Below are 17,799 nucleotides of genomic sequence, written 5' to 3' on the forward strand. Positions count from 1 at the left end.
TACATGCTATGTTTGATTTACTTGCATTATTGACTGGAACATCAACTTATGGCAACGTTCCCCATGTTTAATTAGTCAATGCGTGTCAAGTATGGTCTTCCATACTTGGCATGTTTCCTTTAAAACTGACTCAATCATACTACAAACGGATAGACAAATACAACCGAAAATCATTGGTTTTTTATTAAGAAAAAGAACAGCAAGAAGTGATAACTACTTCTTGCTGTTCTTTTGTTTAGTTAGGTGTATTTAGATTTAAAATGATTTGTTCCGGCGTAATTTCATTATGATCTGACATCATTGGTTCTACGCTTAAATAACTTGAAGTGTTTGTAATGATAACCATGATAGTTGAGTCAAGCCCAGCTTCTTTAATGGCTTTTCGATCGAACGTTCCTAAAAGATCTCCTTTTTTAACACGGTGACCTTGGGTTACTTGTGTCTGAAAGACCTCCTGCCCCAATGTGACAGTATCAATTCCTATATGAATTAATACTTCAGCTCCTGCGTCCGTTTGGATACCATAAGCGTGCCCAGTTTCTGCAACCAAGTTTAATAAACCATCTGCAGGCGCGTAAACCTTGTTCGCTGTTGGCATGATTGCTAAACCTTTGCCCATCATCTCGCTTGAAAATACCGGGTCATTAACAGCAGTAAGATTCATGGCGTAACCAGTTACCGGAGAAAAAAGTTGTTCATCTAAGGTGTTATGTTGCATTTCAAAGACTTCGCGTTCTTCCTCTTCGATTACTTTATCTGAAATTAAAACCTCTTGTGGAATTGCAAATAGACTGGTTAATGCATAACATACACCGACAGATAAAAGTGCGACTAATAAATAGATCACTAATTGATGTGCACTATAGATATACATTAAGAAAGAAGGAATAACGGCTAATCCATAAGAATTTGATTGAATATGAAAAATAGCTAAAATTGCTCCGCCTAAACCTGACGTAAACAAGACACATAGCAACGGTTTTAAGTTCCAACGAATAAGTAATCCAAATAACACAGGTTCACTAACTCCAAATAATTGAGACAACATAGAACCGATGGCCGTCGACTTCACTTTGCTATCTTGCGCTTTTTTCGCAAAAGCTAAACAACTGCCAACGTTGGCAAACCCATACATGGCACATATTGTAATCAATGCATTAAATCCTGTATTTGCTAATAATGATGTTTCTACCATAGTTAGTGTATGATGAATACCAATCAAAACCATTAAAGGATATGAGGCACCAATCACGAAACCACCTAATCCTAAGGGCAACCCAATCAACCATTGGACAACATCTACCATGCCTAACTCAACGGTATGCAAAATTGGGCCAATTCCGAGAATCATGATTAAAAAAGTAATTAACATAGTCATAAAGGGTGTAAAAATTTGATCAAGAATATTCGGCATCTTTTTTCGGAAAAAAAGTTCAATCTTTGCGCCAATTATACCAGCAGCAATTGCACTTAAAACGGATCCTTGTGCACCGACAACTGGGATAAAACCAAAAGCCATAATAGCTTTCACGCCAGAATCTGGTGTTGCAACTGCATAAGCGTTTGGTAAAATGGGTGATACCATCATTAAACCAATAACAATCCCGATTACAGGTGTCGCATTAAATGCTTTAAAGGTAGACCAAACAATCAAAGCTGGCAAAAAGGCAAAGACGGTATCTGTAATGACAGAGACAATTTGTTGAAAGCTTTCAGGAATATTGGCTACACTTGCTCCGAATAATTGTAAAAAAGTATCGTTAAAAATAACACCTTTTAACCCTAGGAACAATCCTGTTGCTGCAATTACTGGAACAATTGGAATGAATATTTCACTTAAAATGCGCATTGTTTTGCGCATGCCCGTTTCATTATTTTTTAAAATTGCTGTTTGCTCTGCTTTTGACACAACATTGATTCCAAGTTTTTCTATTTCATCATACACTTTAGTCACAATACCAGTTCCTAAAATCACTTGGTATTGACCACCATTATAAAAAACACCCTTGACTAAATCGATTTTTTCTAGTTGTTTACCATCTACTTGTTCGTGGTCCTTCAAAATAAAACGTAACCGCGTTTGACAATGGGTGACCGATATAATGTTATCCATACCGATTAATTGAATAATGTCTTTGGCTGCCTGCTGATAATTTTCTGCCATGTTATACTCCTCCTAGCTACTCATTTATAGTAATCAATAGTCCTTGATAGCTTTTTAATAATGTTCCCTGCTGAACTAATTGCTCTCGTTCTTCAGACTGTGTATCAAAAATAACTGTGCCATTAACTAAATAATGAGGGATTGGAACCGCCTCACCAAAATTAAAAAAAGCGTAAATCGTTTTTTCATTTAATTTGCGTTTATAAGCAATAACATTATCTGGAAGATTTGATAGTCCCTCAAATGTTCCATAAAGTAAGATGTCTGTATAGGGACTCTTTTGACGAAATGCAATCATCCGCTTATAGAAATGAAAAATACTTTGACTATTTTTTATTTCTGCTTCGGCATTGATTTCTTTATAATTATCCACCATTCCTAACCAAGGTTTGACGCTTGAAAAACCGCCATACATAGAATCATTCCATGGAAAAGGCGTGCGGGCATTGTCTCGACTACGCAAATTGACAAGTGACAAGGCTTCTTTGGGTGTAAATCCTTCTTTTATTGCTCGATAGTATTGATCAATGCTAGAAATATCATCGAATTCATCAATCGAACCCCTTTCAAAATTGGTCATTCCTAATTCTTGTCCTTGGTAAATAAAAGGCGTACCCCTTAAAAAGAAATACATGGCGCCGAATGTTTTAACCGCATTTGGCTGTTGAGCCTGTTCTTTTAAATATTTCGTTGTCGCTCGAGGTTGATCATGATTTTCAATAAAATTTGCACTCCAACCAGCCTCTTGCATGGCTTCTTGCTGTTTGAAAATTAATGTGCGTAAATCATTCCAAGACCAATCGATTCTATAAAACCATTCGCTTCCTGATTTCACATCCAAATCAGCCCATTTGAAGTCAAAAATCATGTCGAAATACCCTGTTTCTCCAATAAATTCTGATAAATTTGGATAATTGACGCCGGCCGCTTCGGCAACTGTGACAATATCAAAGCCAGCAAAAGCTTTTTCTTTTAATTCGTTCAGAAAGTCACTCATTCCTGGCATGTTTCTACTAGCTTTTGTTACTTTGGCTAATTGATCTGCCCCATCAGCAGGTAAGTTTGTCCAAGTCAAATCTTTCTTAATAAAATTAATCGCATCTACACGAAAACCAGCAATTCCTTTGTTTAACCAAAAACGAATCATTTGATAGATTTCTTTGCGTAGTTCAGGATTTTCCCAATTTAAATCCGGCTGTTTTTTATGAAAGGCATGAAAGTAGTAGGCATCTTCCCCAGGTAATTTTTCCCAAACACTACCACCGAAGTTAGACCGCCAATTTGTAGGTGCTTCTCGTCCTTCTTTTATAATATAAAAGTCTCGAAAACGACTTTGAGGATTTTTTAAAACATCTTGAAACCAAGCATGTTCATCAGATGTATGGTTTACCACTAAATCTAAAATAACTTTTATGTTTCGTTTTTTTGCTTCTTCAATGAGTTCATCGAAGTCTGCCATTGTACCAAAATCGCTAGAAATACCATAATAGTCTGAAATATCATATCCATTGTCAGCCATTGGCGACGGGTACATTGGACTCAGCCAAATCAGCGTAATTCCTAAATTTTCTAAGTAATCCAGTTTTTGAATAATGCCTTGTAAATCACCAATTCCGTCATTATTACTATCCGAAAAGCTACGTGGATAAATTTGATAGGCCACTTCTTTTTGCCACCAATTTCTGTTCATTCTGGTTCTCCTCACTCTTAAACTAGTCCTGTTAATTTTTTCTGTAACCGTTTTTACATTTTGTATGATACTCGTTTTTGTGTAATATGTCAAACGTTTATCATAAATAAATGTAAATTATGATATTATTTTGATTTAATTAGATTTATATATGTTATACGTTTGACTTTTTTATGATTTGTTTATACTATTAGACTAACTACTATTTTCTAATAAAGGAGACATTACTTATGTCAAGCATCATGAACCAATGGACGGATGAATTACGTTATGCGCCTTATTCTTCTTGGACATCTGCTCACCTCGAAAATCTAACTTCTATTATCGCGCAATCTAGTTGGCGTTTTAAGTATCATATTCAACCACAGACAGGACTACTAAATGATCCCAACGGTTTTTCGTATTTCAATAACCAGTGGCATTTATTTTATCAAGCGTTTCCTTTCGGGAGTGTTCACGGACTAAAAAGTTGGGCCCACTTAACTTCCTCCGACTTAATTCACTGGGATTATGAAGGAATTGCCCTTTATCCCGACTCTGAATATGATTCTCATGGCGTCTATTCAGGCTCAGCTTTACCAATAGATAACCAACTATGTTTATTTTATACAGGAAATGTTCGTGATCAAACTTGGCAACGATTTGCATATCAAAATATTGCATGGCTGAATTCTTTAGGTGCGATCACAAAGGAATCAACACCATTCCTACCTATTGACCCCAATTATTCTTCCCATTTTCGTGATCCGATGGTATTTCCTTATCAAGAAGGACTTGTTTTATTAATTGGTGCTAGCGATTTAAATAGACAAGGAAAAATTGTGGTCTATTTTTCTAAAGATCGAAACGTACACAATTTTCATCAACTTGGCGAATTGACGTTCACCGACCAAGAATTAGGCTACATGGTTGAATGCCCCAATTTGGTATTTATTGATGGCCAGCCTGTCTTATTATTTTGCCCACAAGGTCTATCTCCATCTGTAAAAAGTTATCAGAATATCTATCCGAATATGTACACATTGGCTGAAACGTTTGATTTGGAGAATCTTTCTTTAGTTCAGGCTGGACCTTTTGAAAATTTAGATGAAGGGTTTGATGTCTACGCCACTCAAGCCTTTAATGCGCCAGATGGTCGTGCACTTGCGGTCAGTTGGATTGGGTTGCCAGAAATCACTTACCCAAGTGATGTGGAGGGTTGGGCAAATGGCTTAAGTCTGGTTAAAGAACTCACAATTCACAACGGGAAACTATTTCAATATCCAGTTTCTGAAACAGAAATGCTTCGTCAATCCGCCACTACTTTATCAAATGGCTGCCATTTTTTATCTACTGCTTCTTTTGAATTAGAAGTGGATATTCCCAAAAATGAGATTGCTTTTATTCGGCTTTTAGCGAACGAAACGGGTTCAAAAGGACTTTTAATTACAATTGATACGATTCATGGTAAAATAACCCTTGATCGAACATTTGCTGGCCAACCTTTTGCTGAAAAGTATGGCACAATTCGTGAAACTAAAATTAGGAAAAATAAGTCAGTTCAGTTAACTATTTTTGTTGATTGCTCTGTTGCAGAAATCTATGTAAATAAAGGTGAAAAAACGATGACTGGTCGCTTCTTTCCAGATAAAGCGCAACAGTATCTTCATCTATCCAAGACGGCAAAAGCTTGTTTTTATGAGCTGGAAAATACGAATAATTAGGAATGATGGTGAATTTTGATGGTGGTTAAATTAACGGATGTAGCAAAGCTTGCTGGGGTGAGCCCGACAACGGTAAGCCGCGTGATTAATAATTATGGTTATCTTAGTCAAAAAACAATTGATAAAGTTCATCAAGCGATGGAAGAATTAAATTATCAACCTAATGGATTAGCCAGAAGCCTCCAAGGAAAAAGTACGCAGCTGATTGGTTTAGTCTTCCCTTCTGTTAGTCATCCATTTTTTGGTGAACTAATTGAAACACTGGAAAGAAAGCTTTTTGTTCAAGGATATAAAGTGATTTTATGTGATAGTGAAAAAGATCCAGAAAAAGAGCGCGCCTATTTACGAATGCTCGCTGCAAATAAAGTGGACGGTGTAATCACTGGTAGCCATAACTTAGCTATTAACGAATATGAAAATGTTTCACTACCTATTGTTTCCTTTGACCGTTTCTTGGCACCTGGCATTCCAATTGTCTCTTCGCAAAACTTTCAAGGCGGCCAAAAAGCCACTGAAGCCTTATTTGCAAGTGGTGCACAAAAGATTGCAATTATTACTGGTGCTAATAACACAGGCGCACCTAGCGATTATCGATTGGCTGGTTATAAACAAACGATGGAAAAATATGGCGCAGAAAAAACGATTCTACAAATTGATAATGGAACCTCAACAACATTAAAAAATCTAGAAATCGAACGTTTGCTTCAAAATAAAACTGTAGACGGCATCTTTTGTACCGATGATTTGACAGCAATTACAGTTATGAATATTGCTCAAAAATTGAAGATAGCCATTCCTGAAGAATTAAAAGTAATTGGTTATGATGGGACAAAATTAATCAAAAGAATTGCCCCACAACTATCAACCATTGTGCAGCCGATCGACGAGATGTGTGACGTTATGATTGACTTACTGCTTCGTAGAATGAAGGATCCTGATGTTGCACTCGAGGAAAATTATCCTATTCCGATTCAGCTATCATTGTCTGAATCCTGTTAAAAAAGACACCTGAAAAGGTGTCTTTTTTTATTCTTAAGTCCTCATTTGCCCATTTTCCCTTAATTCCAAAGCACAGAGATTAAATAATACAACAACATGATCCCTACAAATACACCGAGCATTAGTAAAACATACCACCAATTTTTGGCGCTATAGGTTTCATTTTTATCTTTTTCGGTTCGTTTCCCGGCAGCCCATTTCCATAAATCGTAATTATTCATCTCTCTCACCACCTTTAATGGGTTTGTTAACTTAAGTCTAACACGGAATGAGAGAACTTGAAAACAAAAGGATCACCCACTTATGCAATGGATGATCCTTTTGGGGCACTATTCTTCTGGTAACCCATTATTTTTAATCACTGATTGGTACCAATAAAAACTATCTTTTTTAATACGTCGTAAATCTTTTAACTCATGGTCTTCACGATTAACGTAAATAAAACCGTAGCGTTTTTTGAATCCTTGATGAGAACTTAAAATATCCATGACCGACCAAGGGCAATAGCCAAACAACTCAACACCGTCAGAAATAGCCGCATGACAAGCAGCAATATGGTCATGCAAATACGCAATTCGATAGTCATCATGAACTTTTCCGTCCTCTGTTAGGTGATCTGGTGTGCCTAAGCCGTTTTCTGTAATGATTAACGGTAAACGGTATTGACGATAATAATCATTTAAAACTAAACGTAGACCAGTTGGATCAATTTGGGCACCATACTTAGAGGTTTTTAAATGTTGATTTTTTTCGATTTTGAAATAACCGTATAGATCAAAATCAATGTCCTTTTCTTTCGTACCCAATGGGTGTTGCTCATCTGTCGGTAAATAGCTAGCAACTAACGTCCGATAATAATTAAGGGCGATAAAATCTGGTTTAGCGGCTTTCAGAATTGCTTGATCTTCTGGCTGTGTTTCGGGATAAATGCCGCATTTGGTTAAATACTCTTGATAGTAACCTGGGTATTCGCCAAAACAATACATTTCTAGAGCATAATTCGTTTTAAAGTTATCATTCATACGAGCCGCCCAAACATCTTCAGGCTTATTGGAACTAGGATAAGTCATCGTTGAGGAAACAGAGGGACCGACTTTTCCCCCAGCAACCAATTGGTGACAATCATTCGTCGCTAACGCATGGGCAACAAACATATGGTAATCCATTTGTGCACGAATTTTTTCAACATTTTCTGGTGCAACATCGTACATATTCATTCGTTCATCAACACGAATCATTAAGTTTTGTTCGTTCGTAACTTGCCAATTTTTGACTCGATCACCAAACGCTTGATAACAAACTTGCGCATAGCGTTGAAATGCGGAAACGCAGCGACGATCCGCCCAACCATTGTATTTTTCCACCAACGCAAAAGGTAAATCAAAATGATACAGTGTGACAAACGGCAAAATATCGTTTTCTAAAAGTGTATCAATGACGGTATTATAAAAATCGATGCCGGCTTGATTGATTTCGCCATCACCTGTTGGAATGATTCGTGCCCATGAAAGAGAAAAACGATAGGTTTTTAAGCCTAATTCTTTCATTAACGCAATGTCCTCTTTGAAATGATGGTAAAAATCGCTGGCGACTTTCGTATCTGCTTGTACAGCTGACTTTTTAAAAGAATTGTAATCAGCAACTGTTAGGCCTTTGCCGTCCTCATTCCAAGCTCCCTCAATTTGAAAAGCGGAGGAAGAAGCTCCCCATAAAAAATCGTTCTTAAATTGTTTAACCATTAGTTTTGCTCCTTTACTTGCATGAAAAATAAATTTGTTTGTGGTGTAATCTCTGTTTGTTTGGTTGTCTCAATTATAGCCATTTCCACAGTATTTGTTACGATGACTAAGACGGTTGGATCATAACCAGCAGCTTGGATAACTTGTTTATCAAAAGAGAGCAGTTTTTGTCCTAGTCTGACCCTTTCTCCTACTTTTACGAACGTTTCAAATCCCCGCCCTTTTAATTCGACTGTATTGATTCCAATGTGAAGGAGGATTTCAGCACCATTGTCTAACTTTAAGCCAATTGCATGATGAGTTGGATATAAAGCCGTCACTTGCCCATTTCCTGGTGAAACAATTTGTTCCTCTGTCGGATAAATAGCTAGCGTTTTTCCCATTTGTTGAGAAGCAAAGACTTCATCGTTGATTTGGTCTAAAGATACGAGTTGTCCTTGAACAGGTGCTTGAATCCGTTGCTTTTCTTTGACTGTCGTTGCCTCTGTCTTTATGCCGGGTTCTTGACGTGAATCGTCAAGCGGTAAATCATTAAAGCCTAGAAAAATCGTTAATAGAAATGCACCAAAAAAAGCAATGCCACAACCTAATAAATAACAAATAAAGGCTTTGGTTCCTGCTTCTGCATAAACTGGGATGGTCAAGAGTCCTTGGTTAGCGAAGGCTGTCCCATAGGAGCCGCCCCAGCCCATTAAGGCCCCACCTGCTGCTCCGCTAGCCACCGCATAAATCATCGGTTTTTTTAGCCGCAAGTTTGCACCATAAATGGCTGGTTCTGTGATACCAAATAATGCAGTCACTGTTGCAGAGGCAGCAACGGCTTTCAAGCCTTTATTTTTTGTGCGGACAAACACGCCAAATGCGGCGCCCGCTTGAGAAAAGTTCGCTGCACCAGCAAACGCTAGCAAATTTTGCCGCCCTGTTCGAGCGACATCATTAATCCCAATTGGTACAAGTCCGCGGTGAGCCCCAAAAATGACTAAGACACACCAAATTCCACCGATAAAACCGCCTAACAAGATGGGACTCAAATTCATTATATAATAATACAACCAATTTACGCCGTCACCTAAATAAATCCCTATCGGTCCAAATAATAATAAAGTGGCTGGAATCATTAAAAGTAATGATAGCGTAGGAACCATAATAATTTTTAGAACTTCTGGAATCACTTTTTCCAAAAAGCGTTGCACATAAGCTAACATAAAAATTGCAAGAATAATAGGAATTACCGTGGAAACATAATTGGCTTTGGTCACATGTAATCCAAACAAGGTAACCGCTGATTCTTCAGTCATTAATGAAACGATGGTCGGATAACATAAGGTGGCACCAATTACCATAGCGATATATTCGTTTGTTTTGAAAACCTTAGCAGCTGAATAACCTAAAATAACTGGCATAAAATAAAAAAGTGCATCGGAAGCGGCGCTTAAAATAATATACGTATTCAAAGGTTTTAAATCGACCTGGTAAAAATTGTTTGCGACCATCACAGCAATGGCTAGAATTCCTTTTAACATGCCTGAAGCGGCAATTGCTGGTACGACAGGTGTGAAAATCGCGGCAACAGTATTTAAAATTCGATTACCTAATGAATTTTTTTCTTTTGTGGATGTTTTGGTCGTAAGTTGCTGAGCCAACAAAGGTTCTAGAGCATTATAGACATGCGCAACTTTATTGCCTAAAACCACTTGATACTGCCCGCCACTTTCAACAACAGAAATGACACCTTCTGTTTGTAGTAAGGCTTCTTTGTTCGCTTGTTTCGTATCTTTCAATACGAAACGCAATCGTGTATAACAATGTGTGACATCCACGATATTGTCTTTGCCACCTACGTTTTTCAAAATTTCTTTTGCTATTGCTTGGTAGTCCATGGTGACCACTCCTTATCTATAAAATAACAGCTCAATAAAAAAGACCAAATCACACATGCACGTTTCAGCAAACACACTCAATATTTGCTCGTCGTGAATGTCCCTTTGATCTGATCTACGTAATAACTATGTTTCTCACGATAGAATAGCTGATTGAATTTATTTTTAATTTACCATTATTTAGAGGGATTATCAATGAATTAAGTAGACCAACTCAGTGTTTTGTTGCTAAAATCAGCAGTGAAAATAGTAGTTTACTACATTCACTGCTGATTTATTTGATTACAAGACTGGTGACAACAAGCGTGAAAAGTTTTGCTTGAAGCGTAGCCAGTACCCTTGTTTTTTAATTATCTCGTCGGTTAGTAAGACACTTTTTTCTATATCTTCTTCAAAGATTTGCGCTAATATCCACGCAATGTCGGGATTGTAAATAAACGTACTCACCTCAAAATTCAATGAATAACTGCGAATATCTTGGTTTGTTGTGCCAACCATAGCTAATTCATCATCAATCACCATTGTTTTTGCATGAATAAACCCACTATCATAAATATAAATTTTAATGCCGCGTTTGTGTAAGTAATTCGCGTAATATTGTGTTGCGCGGTAAATAAAGGGATGGTCAGGCATACAAGGAATCATAATTCGCACGTCGACACCTGAACGAACCGCCACTAACAACGCATTAATCATACTATCGTCAGGGATTAAATACGGTGTTTGAATCCAGACACTCTTTTCTGCAGAAAAAATCATCCGAACAAACCCGCTTTTCAAAATTTCTTCTTCTGAATCAGGACCATCTGAAACAACTTGTAAGGACAAATGCTCCACTTCATGATCTTCTGGTAATTTAAAATATTTTTCATGATACGTCATACGTTCTTCAGGATATTTGACTGAAGCATTCCAATCCATGATAAATATCTCTTGCAATGAAAATACGGCCGTCCCGACCAAACGAATATGGGTATCTCGCCAGTAACCAAATTTTTCGGTGACATTCAAATATTGATCCCCAACATTGAACCCGCCGGTCCAACCAATTTTCCCATCGATGACAACAATTTTTCGATGCAAGTGATAATTTAGACGTGTTTTACGGATCATATCGCGAGAAGTAATAAAGGGAGCTACTTTTCCTCCAGCGTCAACGTAACGAGCAAAAAACTTTTTATTTGCGCCGGGTGAACCCCAAGGATCGTAAATTAAGTAAACTTCCACGCCTTCATGCAACTTTTCGATTAATACATCTAAAAATTGATTGCCAATCGTGTCATTAAAAAACGCATAATATTCCACATGAACGGTTTCTTTCGCTGCACGAATATCTTCAAATAATGCTTGGAATTTTTCTTGGCCATCTGTGAATAATTGTAAACTATTTCTTTTGGCCAACGGTGATGCGTCCATATTCCGGAAATAACGATTTAAAACTTTCGCATCATAAAGTAAATCATAACGTTTATCGCGCCCTGCTTTTTTGTTATCGATGTCCACTTTTTCTTTAATTCGTTGAACCATTTGTTTTTCATCATCAGACAATTTAAAAACTTCTTGTCCATCGATACCCCGCCCACAGAATAAGTAAATAATAAATCCGATACCAGGCAAGAAAATCAACGTCATCATCCATGCTAAAACGCTGGAAATACTACGAGGTTTTCTAAAAACAGTAATTAAGGCAGCAATAACGTTAATTACTAATAAAAATAACAAAATCCAAACAAAAATTTTCATCGCTTACCTCCTTCTTACTTCATACTAAGATTATATCAAATAACAGTTAAATTAGGCGAATAATATGAGCGAGTATTCAAAAAAGAATTCATTTCTATAAGTGTTTCGCCTTTGATTCTCAGTTTTTCTGTACTATAATGAGGGCTAGATGTAAAGATTTTGAAAAGAGGTACTTATTTTATGGTCGTTGATTTGAAAATGTTAGCTATGATTTTTATCATTAATTTTGCGTATATTACCTTAAATACTATTCGTTTTATGTTAACGATGAAAGGTTATCGGGTTATTGCACCGCTGGTTAGTATGGCTGAAATAACAATTTATGTCTTAGGGCTAAGTATGGTTCTGAATCGGTTAGACAATCCTTTAAATTTACTTGTTTATGCGCTTGGTTACGCTGTTGGCATTAGTGTAGGAATTAAAATCGAAGACTATTTGGCCTTGGGTTATATTATGGTATCGGTTATCCTCCCTTCTACTACTGAACAATTTCATTTACCAGAAACACTTCGTGAACACGGCTATGGTGTTACGCAAAGTGTCGCCTACGGACGCGAAGGAGAACGAATGGTTTTAGAAATCCTTTCCCCAAGAAAAAACGAACGTACATTGTACAAATTAATCAATCAATTAGAGCCGAGAGCATTTATCATTTCCTATGAGCCTAAGTTCATTTCCGGTGGTTTTTGGACGAAAAAAGTTCGCAAAAGAAATGACGCCATTTCTCACTAAGAAGCGGCGTCATTTCTTGTTATTGATTTTTAGTTTACATAATAAAATTATCGTAACTTTAATTTATTCTAAGATAACTTAGAGAGTTCGTACCTAGTTGCTCAATCAATTGTTGCATAAAAACTAAGCGTTCGATGGCCGATCGGTTAGCAATTTTTTCATAATAAAATGCTAGAATATCCGACTGTGCTTCTAAACGCTCAGCTTGTTCCGTTGCTACTGGTAAAAGGAGTTTTAAGTGGTCCTGGTCAATCGTAATCACTTGGGTCAAGTGCAAACTTTCTTGAAAAATATTAGGCACAGTAATGACTTTGCGGCCTCGCAGAGCTTGTTTAATGACTCTTCTCGCTTGCGAAAGATAGTATTCAGGATTTACGTCCCCTAGCAAGTCATATAAAGCGCTGAAGGCTTCTGGCAAGGATTGCTCTTTGCCCAAGTAATCAAAATAACGAGGCATTGTTGGAACCTCTGTCTTTTCTTTTTCAAGCGTAATTATAGATAGTTGTGCCGAGGCCAATCTTTGTTTTTGATAAAATGAGGGGCCACCGCTCACGCCAAAAAAATAGTCTTCCTCTTCTGGAAACACTTGTGGCCAAAAAGATTCAGCTAGCCAAAATAATTGCTCTGTTACAGTTCCTTTAAACTTAGGAAGTTCGTCTTCAGCCAAAGTCAAACTCGCAACTTCAGCTGCCGTATAAATAGGAAAATTCAAACGATATTGACGATTTTCCCGAATGATTAACTGACAATCAATCATTTCTGATAAAAATTGTTCTAACTTGGCTTGTGTTGCAAAGGCCGCTTTTAATTGTCTTAAAATGATTCTTTCTTCCCGATGTTCATACATAAAAGTAACAAGAGGGAAAAAAAGTGATTGGTTGAGCAAATGATTGTATTGTTTCGTTTGTTGCGGAGAATGATAGTAAATTGCTAAATCATTCATGTTAACGCCCCTTTACTATTGAAGCGCCTAAGCAACAAGGAATTTATCGCGTTGCTTAGGCGCTTACGGTTTTAGTTAAAGACTTCTGTTAATTGTGGTACTACTTGTTTTTTACGAGAAACAACGCCTGGTAAGAACGCACGATTGTTAACTAATGTTACATTGAACGCTGCTTCAATTTTGGCTTGTTCCGCACCAATCGCTAATAATTCAGAATCACTGTCTAGGATATTCGTAATAATTAAGACAAACAAGTCATAATTATTGGCTGCATTTTCTGCGGCCATAGCTGCTTCTAATTCAGCTTGACGATCTAAAACTTCTGCTAAGTCGACGGTATTTACTTGGGCAACGCGAACTGTTTTGCCGTTCATTGGGAAGCTCTTAGCATCTAAATCTAAAAGAACTTCAGCTGATTTATCGCTTAAGTTTGTTCCTGCTTTTAATAAGTCAAGACCATAGCCTTCTAAATTGATTTCAGCAATATCAGCTAGGGCGTGCGCTGCATCGATGTCTTCTTGTGTGCAAGTTGGTGATTTAAATAATAATGTATCAGAAATAATCGCTGAGACCATCATACCAGCAATTTGAGCTGGAATTGTCACGTTATTTTCTTTAAACATTTTATAGATGATTGTACTGGTACACCCAACTGGTTCTGCACGATAATACAATGGATCTGCTGTTTCGAAGTTGGCAATCCGGTGATGATCTACTACTGCTAAAATGTTTACTTCAGCGATATCTGAAATGCTTTGTTGGAATTCGTTATGATCCACTAACATGACTTGGTTTGTTTCGCTAGCTGCTTCAGTGACAACACGTGGTGCTTCAATATTGAAGTAATCTAAGGCATATTGAGTTTCTTCACTTGGTGTTCCTAAAGCGACAGCTTCTGTCTCTTTTCCTAATTCTTTTTGTAAGTAAGCAAAACTAATTGCTGCTCCGATAGCATCTGTATCAGGATTTTGGTGTCCAAAAACTAAAATTTTTGACATAATACACACTCCTTGGTTTTGATTCACTCTTAATGATAACAAAAAATAGAAAAGAAACAACAAAAAAATTGTCTTCTTTTCTATTTTTTCGTTTGTTAACGTGCTAGATAACCTTGATAGTCCTCGACATGTAGTAGTTTTTTCGCATTTTCAACACGATCATTTTTAGGAGGCTCAATTCCTTCTAATGGATAAGGAATACCTAGTTCTTCCCATTTGTACTTGCCCATCGTATGGTAAGGAAGCACTTCAACTTTATCTACATTGTTTAATGTTTTTATGAAGGCATCCAGACGGATTAAATATTCGTCGTAATCACTACGTTGAGGCACCAATACGTGGCGAATCCAAACAGGTTTGTCAATTTCAGATAAATAGGTAGCCATCTCTAAAATATTATCATTTGATTGCGTTGTTAACAGTTTATGCTGCTCGTTATCAATATGTTTGATGTCGAATAAGAGTAAATCTGTGTACTTCATCAATTCATCAAATTGACTAATGAAGGGTTCTTCCCGAGTAAAAGGTTTGCCACACGTATCTAAGGTTGTATGAATGCCTTGTGCTTTGGCTTTTTTAAATAAATCGATTAAAAAGTCCATTTGCAATAGCGGCTCACCACCACTGACAGTGATACCACCCTTTTCGCCCCAATAAGAGCGAAAACGTAATGCTTCCTCTAATACTTCGTCAGTCGTCACCACACGACCACCGGAACCAATTTTCCAAGTATCTGGATTATGACAGAATTGACATCTCATGCGACACCCTTGTGTAAATACGATAAAACGGACACCTGGGCCATCAACGGTACCAAAATTTTCTGTTGAATGAATTCTACCTGTAACTGGTGTTGTCATAATGATCCCTCTTCTTTCAAACGAAAAGGATGACACGTTAAATGTCACCCTTTCAGTTAAATAATGTAAATGTTTTTTATAGTCTGTCGTGTGAAGTTCTTGAAATAACGTCTGCTTGTTGTTCAGGAGTTAAGTCACGGAATTTCACGGCATATCCAGATACACGGATAGTTAAGTTTGGATATTTTTCTGGATGTGCTTGTGCATCTAATAATAATTCGTTTGTAAATACGTTTACGTTTAAGTGGTAACCACCTTTATCGAAGTAGCCATCTAATACGTTACGTAAGTTGTTAATTCTTGTGTCGTCGTCTTTACCTAAACCATTAGGGTTGATGGTTTGTGTATTAGAAATACCATCTAAAGCGATTGTATATTCTAAACGAGCTGTTGAGTTTAATGAAGCTAACAAGCCATTTTTCTCACCTAAGAATTTACCGTCTTGATAACTTGGGTTCGCACCTGGTGCAAGAGGTTTGCCGGCACGACGTCCGTCAGGCGTGTTCCCTGTTGCTTTACCATAAACAACGTTTGAAGTGATTGTTAATAATGAAGTCGTTGGTTTAGAGTTACGGTATGTGTGTTGACGTTTAATTTGTGTCATAAAGTAATCTAAAATCCAGTTAGCCATTGCATCGGCTTCTTCGTTATCATTTCCGTATGTTGGGAATTCTTTTGTTGGTACATAATCAATTGCCATACCATCTTCGTCACGGATTACTTCTACTTCACCGTGTTTAATTGCCATGATACTATCAGTCGCATGAGAGATTCCGGCAATACCAGTTGCGAATGTCCGTTGTAAATCAGTATCCATTAAAGCTAATTGTGGTGCTTCATATGCATATTTATCATGCATGTAATGAATAATGTTTAATGTGTTAACGTACAATTCAGCTAACCAGTCTAAGATGTCTTTATAGCGTTCCATGAATTCGTGATAATCTAATTTGTCACCAGTCATTGGACGATATTTTGGTGCTACTTGCATTTTAGTTTTTTCGTCGACCCCGCCGTTAATTGCATAAAGAACAGCTTTCGCTAAGTTCGCACGAGCGCCGAAGAATTGCATATCTTTACCCATAACTGTTGCAGAAACACAACATGCGATTGCACAGTCGTCAGAACCCCAGTTTTCACGTAATAAGTCATCGTTTTCAAATTGGATAGATGAGCTTTCTTTCGCGATTTTAGCTGCATATGTTCTGAAACCTTCTGGTAAGTGAGAAGAATACAATACAGTTAAGTTCGGTTCTGGAGATGGTCCCATGTTTGTTAATGTGTGTAAGATACGGAAGTCATTTTTGGTAACTAATGAACGACCGTCAATACCCATACCAGCAATAGATAATGTTGCCCAAATTGGATAACCAGAGAATAATTGGTTGTATTCTGGTGTACGTGCAAATTTAACCATACGTAATTTCATGATTAAATGGTCAATCATTTCTTGTGCTTCAAATTCAGTGATTAAACCAGCTTCTAAGTCACGTTGGATATAGATATCTAAGAATGCTGAGATACGACCAATTGACATTGCCGCACCATTTTGAGATTTAATGGCACCTAGGTAACCAAAGTATAACCATTGGATTGCTTCTTGCGCATTTGCAGCAGGACGAGAAATATCGAAACCATAAGAAGCAGCCATTTGTTTTAAGTCATTTAACGCACGGTATTGTTCAGAAATTTCTTCACGTAAGCGAATAACATCGTCTGTCATTTCTTTGTTACCAGTGTTATCATGATCTTTTTTCTTTTGTTCCATTAAGTAGTCGATACCGTATAATGCGATACGACGATAGTCACCGATAATACGGCCACGGCCATACGCATCTGGAAGACCAGTAATGATTTTGTTTTTACGTGCTAAACGCATTTCAGCTGTGTAGGCATCAAAAACACCTTGGTTATGTGTTTTTCTGTATTCTGTGAAGATTTTTGTCATTTCTTCGTCAGTTTCATAACCATTTGAAACTAAGGCATTGTTCGCCATTTTAATACCACCGAATGGCATAAATGCTTGTTTTAATGGTACATCTGTTTGTAAACCGACAATTTTTTCTTCTTCTTTGATTAAGTAACCAGGTTCATGTGACGTAATAGTTGCTGGGATATCGCTATCCATGTCATAAACGCCATTTTTTTCATGTTGGATTTCAAATAATTCTTGTAGTTTTGTCCATAATTTGTCAGTGCTCGGAGCGATTGGTTCTAAGAAACTGTCGTCGCCTTTGTACTCTGTGTAGTTGTTTTGAATAAAATCACGAGTGTCAACGCTTGTTCTCCATTTGTCGCCTTTAAAGCCTTCCCATTGTTTCATGAAGTGTTTGCCTCCTTAGTTAACT

The 17,799-nt window shown here is 37.3% G+C and carries 13 protein-coding genes; 3 read left to right on the forward strand and 10 right to left on the reverse strand.

What is annotated here, in order from left to right:
• Nucleotides 1-235 precede the first annotated feature (235 nt).
• Both IGL86_RS06345 and IGL86_RS06350 read right to left on the reverse strand, forming a co-directional pair.
• Nucleotides 236-2,164: a sucrose-specific PTS transporter subunit IIBC gene (locus IGL86_RS06345; RefSeq protein WP_033625913.1), complete on the reverse strand. Its 1,929-nt coding sequence runs from the start codon at nucleotides 2,162-2,164 to the stop codon at nucleotides 236-238.
• A gap of 16 nt (nucleotides 2,165-2,180) precedes the next feature.
• Nucleotides 2,181-3,854, reverse strand: a complete 1,674-nt coding sequence (locus tag IGL86_RS06350; protein ID WP_002404311.1) for a glycoside hydrolase family 13 protein — start codon at nucleotides 3,852-3,854, stop codon at nucleotides 2,181-2,183.
• 242 nt (nucleotides 3,855-4,096) lie between these two features.
• On the opposite strand from IGL86_RS06350, the gene IGL86_RS06355 reads away from it, so the two are divergent.
• Together IGL86_RS06355 and IGL86_RS06360 are read left to right on the forward strand one after the other, a co-directional pair.
• Nucleotides 4,097-5,557, forward strand: coding sequence for a sucrose-6-phosphate hydrolase (locus tag IGL86_RS06355; RefSeq protein ID WP_033625926.1), 1,461 nt, complete (start codon nucleotides 4,097-4,099; stop codon nucleotides 5,555-5,557).
• An 18-nt stretch (nucleotides 5,558-5,575) separates the two neighbouring features.
• The gene (locus tag IGL86_RS06360; RefSeq protein WP_002366709.1) at nucleotides 5,576-6,556 is read left to right on the forward strand and encodes a LacI family DNA-binding transcriptional regulator; all 981 of its coding nucleotides are present in this window, start codon (nucleotides 5,576-5,578) and stop codon (nucleotides 6,554-6,556) included.
• Between the two features lie 59 nt (nucleotides 6,557-6,615).
• Here IGL86_RS06360 and IGL86_RS06365 read toward each other — a convergent pair whose 3' ends face one another.
• The 4 genes from IGL86_RS06365 to cls form a co-directional block, all read right to left on the reverse strand.
• The gene (locus tag IGL86_RS06365) at nucleotides 6,616-6,777 is read right to left on the reverse strand and encodes a hypothetical protein (protein ID WP_002361843.1); all 162 of its coding nucleotides are present in this window, start codon (nucleotides 6,775-6,777) and stop codon (nucleotides 6,616-6,618) included.
• A gap of 108 nt (nucleotides 6,778-6,885) precedes the next feature.
• On the reverse strand, nucleotides 6,886-8,295 hold the full coding sequence (locus tag IGL86_RS06370; protein ID WP_033625911.1) for a glycoside hydrolase family 1 protein: 1,410 nt from the start codon (nucleotides 8,293-8,295) through the stop codon (nucleotides 6,886-6,888).
• Nucleotides 8,295-10,175 (reverse strand): beta-glucoside-specific PTS transporter subunit IIABC, encoded by a 1,881-nt coding sequence (locus IGL86_RS06375; protein WP_033625909.1) that lies wholly within the window; start codon nucleotides 10,173-10,175, stop codon nucleotides 8,295-8,297. The genes IGL86_RS06370 and IGL86_RS06375 overlap by 1 nt, the downstream gene beginning before the upstream one ends.
• Nucleotides 10,176-10,457: 282 nt before the next feature.
• A complete protein-coding gene (cls, locus tag IGL86_RS06380; RefSeq protein WP_010707571.1) occupies nucleotides 10,458-11,918 on the reverse strand; it encodes a cardiolipin synthase in 1,461 nt (486 codons plus the stop codon).
• Nucleotides 11,919-12,098: 180 nt separating this feature from the next.
• Here cls and IGL86_RS06385 point away from each other — a divergent pair, with 180 nt between their 5' ends.
• Nucleotides 12,099-12,650 carry a DUF2179 domain-containing protein gene (locus tag IGL86_RS06385; RefSeq protein WP_002361848.1) on the forward strand — a complete coding sequence of 184 codons (552 nt, stop codon included), beginning with the start codon at nucleotides 12,099-12,101 and terminating at the stop codon, nucleotides 12,648-12,650.
• 58 nt (nucleotides 12,651-12,708) lie between these two features.
• Here the strand turns inward: IGL86_RS06385 and IGL86_RS06390 are convergent, their stop codons facing one another.
• The 4 genes from IGL86_RS06390 to pflB all read right to left on the reverse strand — a co-directional run bounded on the left by IGL86_RS06390 (nucleotide 12,709) and on the right by pflB (nucleotide 17,774).
• Nucleotides 12,709-13,593, reverse strand: coding sequence for a DUF1803 domain-containing protein (locus IGL86_RS06390; protein ID WP_033625907.1), 885 nt, complete (start codon nucleotides 13,591-13,593; stop codon nucleotides 12,709-12,711).
• 71 nt (nucleotides 13,594-13,664) lie between these two features.
• Nucleotides 13,665-14,591 carry a manganese-dependent inorganic pyrophosphatase gene (locus IGL86_RS06395; protein WP_002360265.1) on the reverse strand — a complete coding sequence of 309 codons (927 nt, stop codon included), beginning with the start codon at nucleotides 14,589-14,591 and terminating at the stop codon, nucleotides 13,665-13,667.
• Nucleotides 14,592-14,686: 95 nt separating this feature from the next.
• The gene (gene pflA / locus IGL86_RS06400; RefSeq protein WP_002357530.1) at nucleotides 14,687-15,451 is read right to left on the reverse strand and encodes a pyruvate formate-lyase-activating protein; all 765 of its coding nucleotides are present in this window, start codon (nucleotides 15,449-15,451) and stop codon (nucleotides 14,687-14,689) included.
• A 76-nt stretch (nucleotides 15,452-15,527) separates the two neighbouring features.
• The gene (gene pflB, locus IGL86_RS06405) at nucleotides 15,528-17,774 is read right to left on the reverse strand and encodes a formate C-acetyltransferase (RefSeq protein ID WP_002357529.1); all 2,247 of its coding nucleotides are present in this window, start codon (nucleotides 17,772-17,774) and stop codon (nucleotides 15,528-15,530) included.
• Nucleotides 17,775-17,799 lie beyond the last annotated feature (25 nt).

Source organism: Enterococcus sp. DIV0774 (genome assembly GCF_050539095.1).
Taxonomy (GTDB): Bacteria; Bacillota; Bacilli; order Lactobacillales; family Enterococcaceae; genus Enterococcus; species Enterococcus faecalis.

What these genes read in the sequence shown, in the direction of transcription:
- IGL86_RS06345 (WP_033625913.1), bottom strand. Translation starts at nt 2,164, where the DNA reads ATGGCAGAAAATTATCAGCAGGCAGCCAAAGACATTATTCAATTAATC.
- IGL86_RS06350 (WP_002404311.1), bottom strand. Translation starts at nt 3,854, where the DNA reads ATGAACAGAAATTGGTGGCAAAAAGAAGTGGCCTATCAAATTTATCCA.
- IGL86_RS06355 (WP_033625926.1), top strand. Translation starts at nt 4,097, where the DNA reads ATGAACCAATGGACGGATGAATTACGTTATGCGCCTTATTCTTCTTGG.
- IGL86_RS06360 (WP_002366709.1), top strand. Translation starts at nt 5,576, where the DNA reads ATGGTGGTTAAATTAACGGATGTAGCAAAGCTTGCTGGGGTGAGCCCG.
- IGL86_RS06365 (WP_002361843.1), bottom strand. Translation starts at nt 6,777, where the DNA reads ATGAATAATTACGATTTATGGAAATGGGCTGCCGGGAAACGAACCGAA.
- IGL86_RS06370 (WP_033625911.1), bottom strand. Translation starts at nt 8,295, where the DNA reads ATGGTTAAACAATTTAAGAACGATTTTTTATGGGGAGCTTCTTCCTCC.
- IGL86_RS06375 (WP_033625909.1), bottom strand. Translation starts at nt 10,175, where the DNA reads ATGGACTACCAAGCAATAGCAAAAGAAATTTTGAAAAACGTAGGTGGC.
- cls (WP_010707571.1), bottom strand. Translation starts at nt 11,918, where the DNA reads ATGAAAATTTTTGTTTGGATTTTGTTATTTTTATTAGTAATTAACGTT.
- IGL86_RS06385 (WP_002361848.1), top strand. Translation starts at nt 12,099, where the DNA reads ATGGTCGTTGATTTGAAAATGTTAGCTATGATTTTTATCATTAATTTT.
- IGL86_RS06390 (WP_033625907.1), bottom strand. Translation starts at nt 13,593, where the DNA reads ATGAATGATTTAGCAATTTACTATCATTCTCCGCAACAAACGAAACAA.
- IGL86_RS06395 (WP_002360265.1), bottom strand. Translation starts at nt 14,591, where the DNA reads ATGTCAAAAATTTTAGTTTTTGGACACCAAAATCCTGATACAGATGCT.
- pflA (WP_002357530.1), bottom strand. Translation starts at nt 15,451, where the DNA reads ATGACAACACCAGTTACAGGTAGAATTCATTCAACAGAAAATTTTGGT.
- pflB (WP_002357529.1), bottom strand. Translation starts at nt 17,774, where the DNA reads ATGAAACAATGGGAAGGCTTTAAAGGCGACAAATGGAGAACAAGCGTT.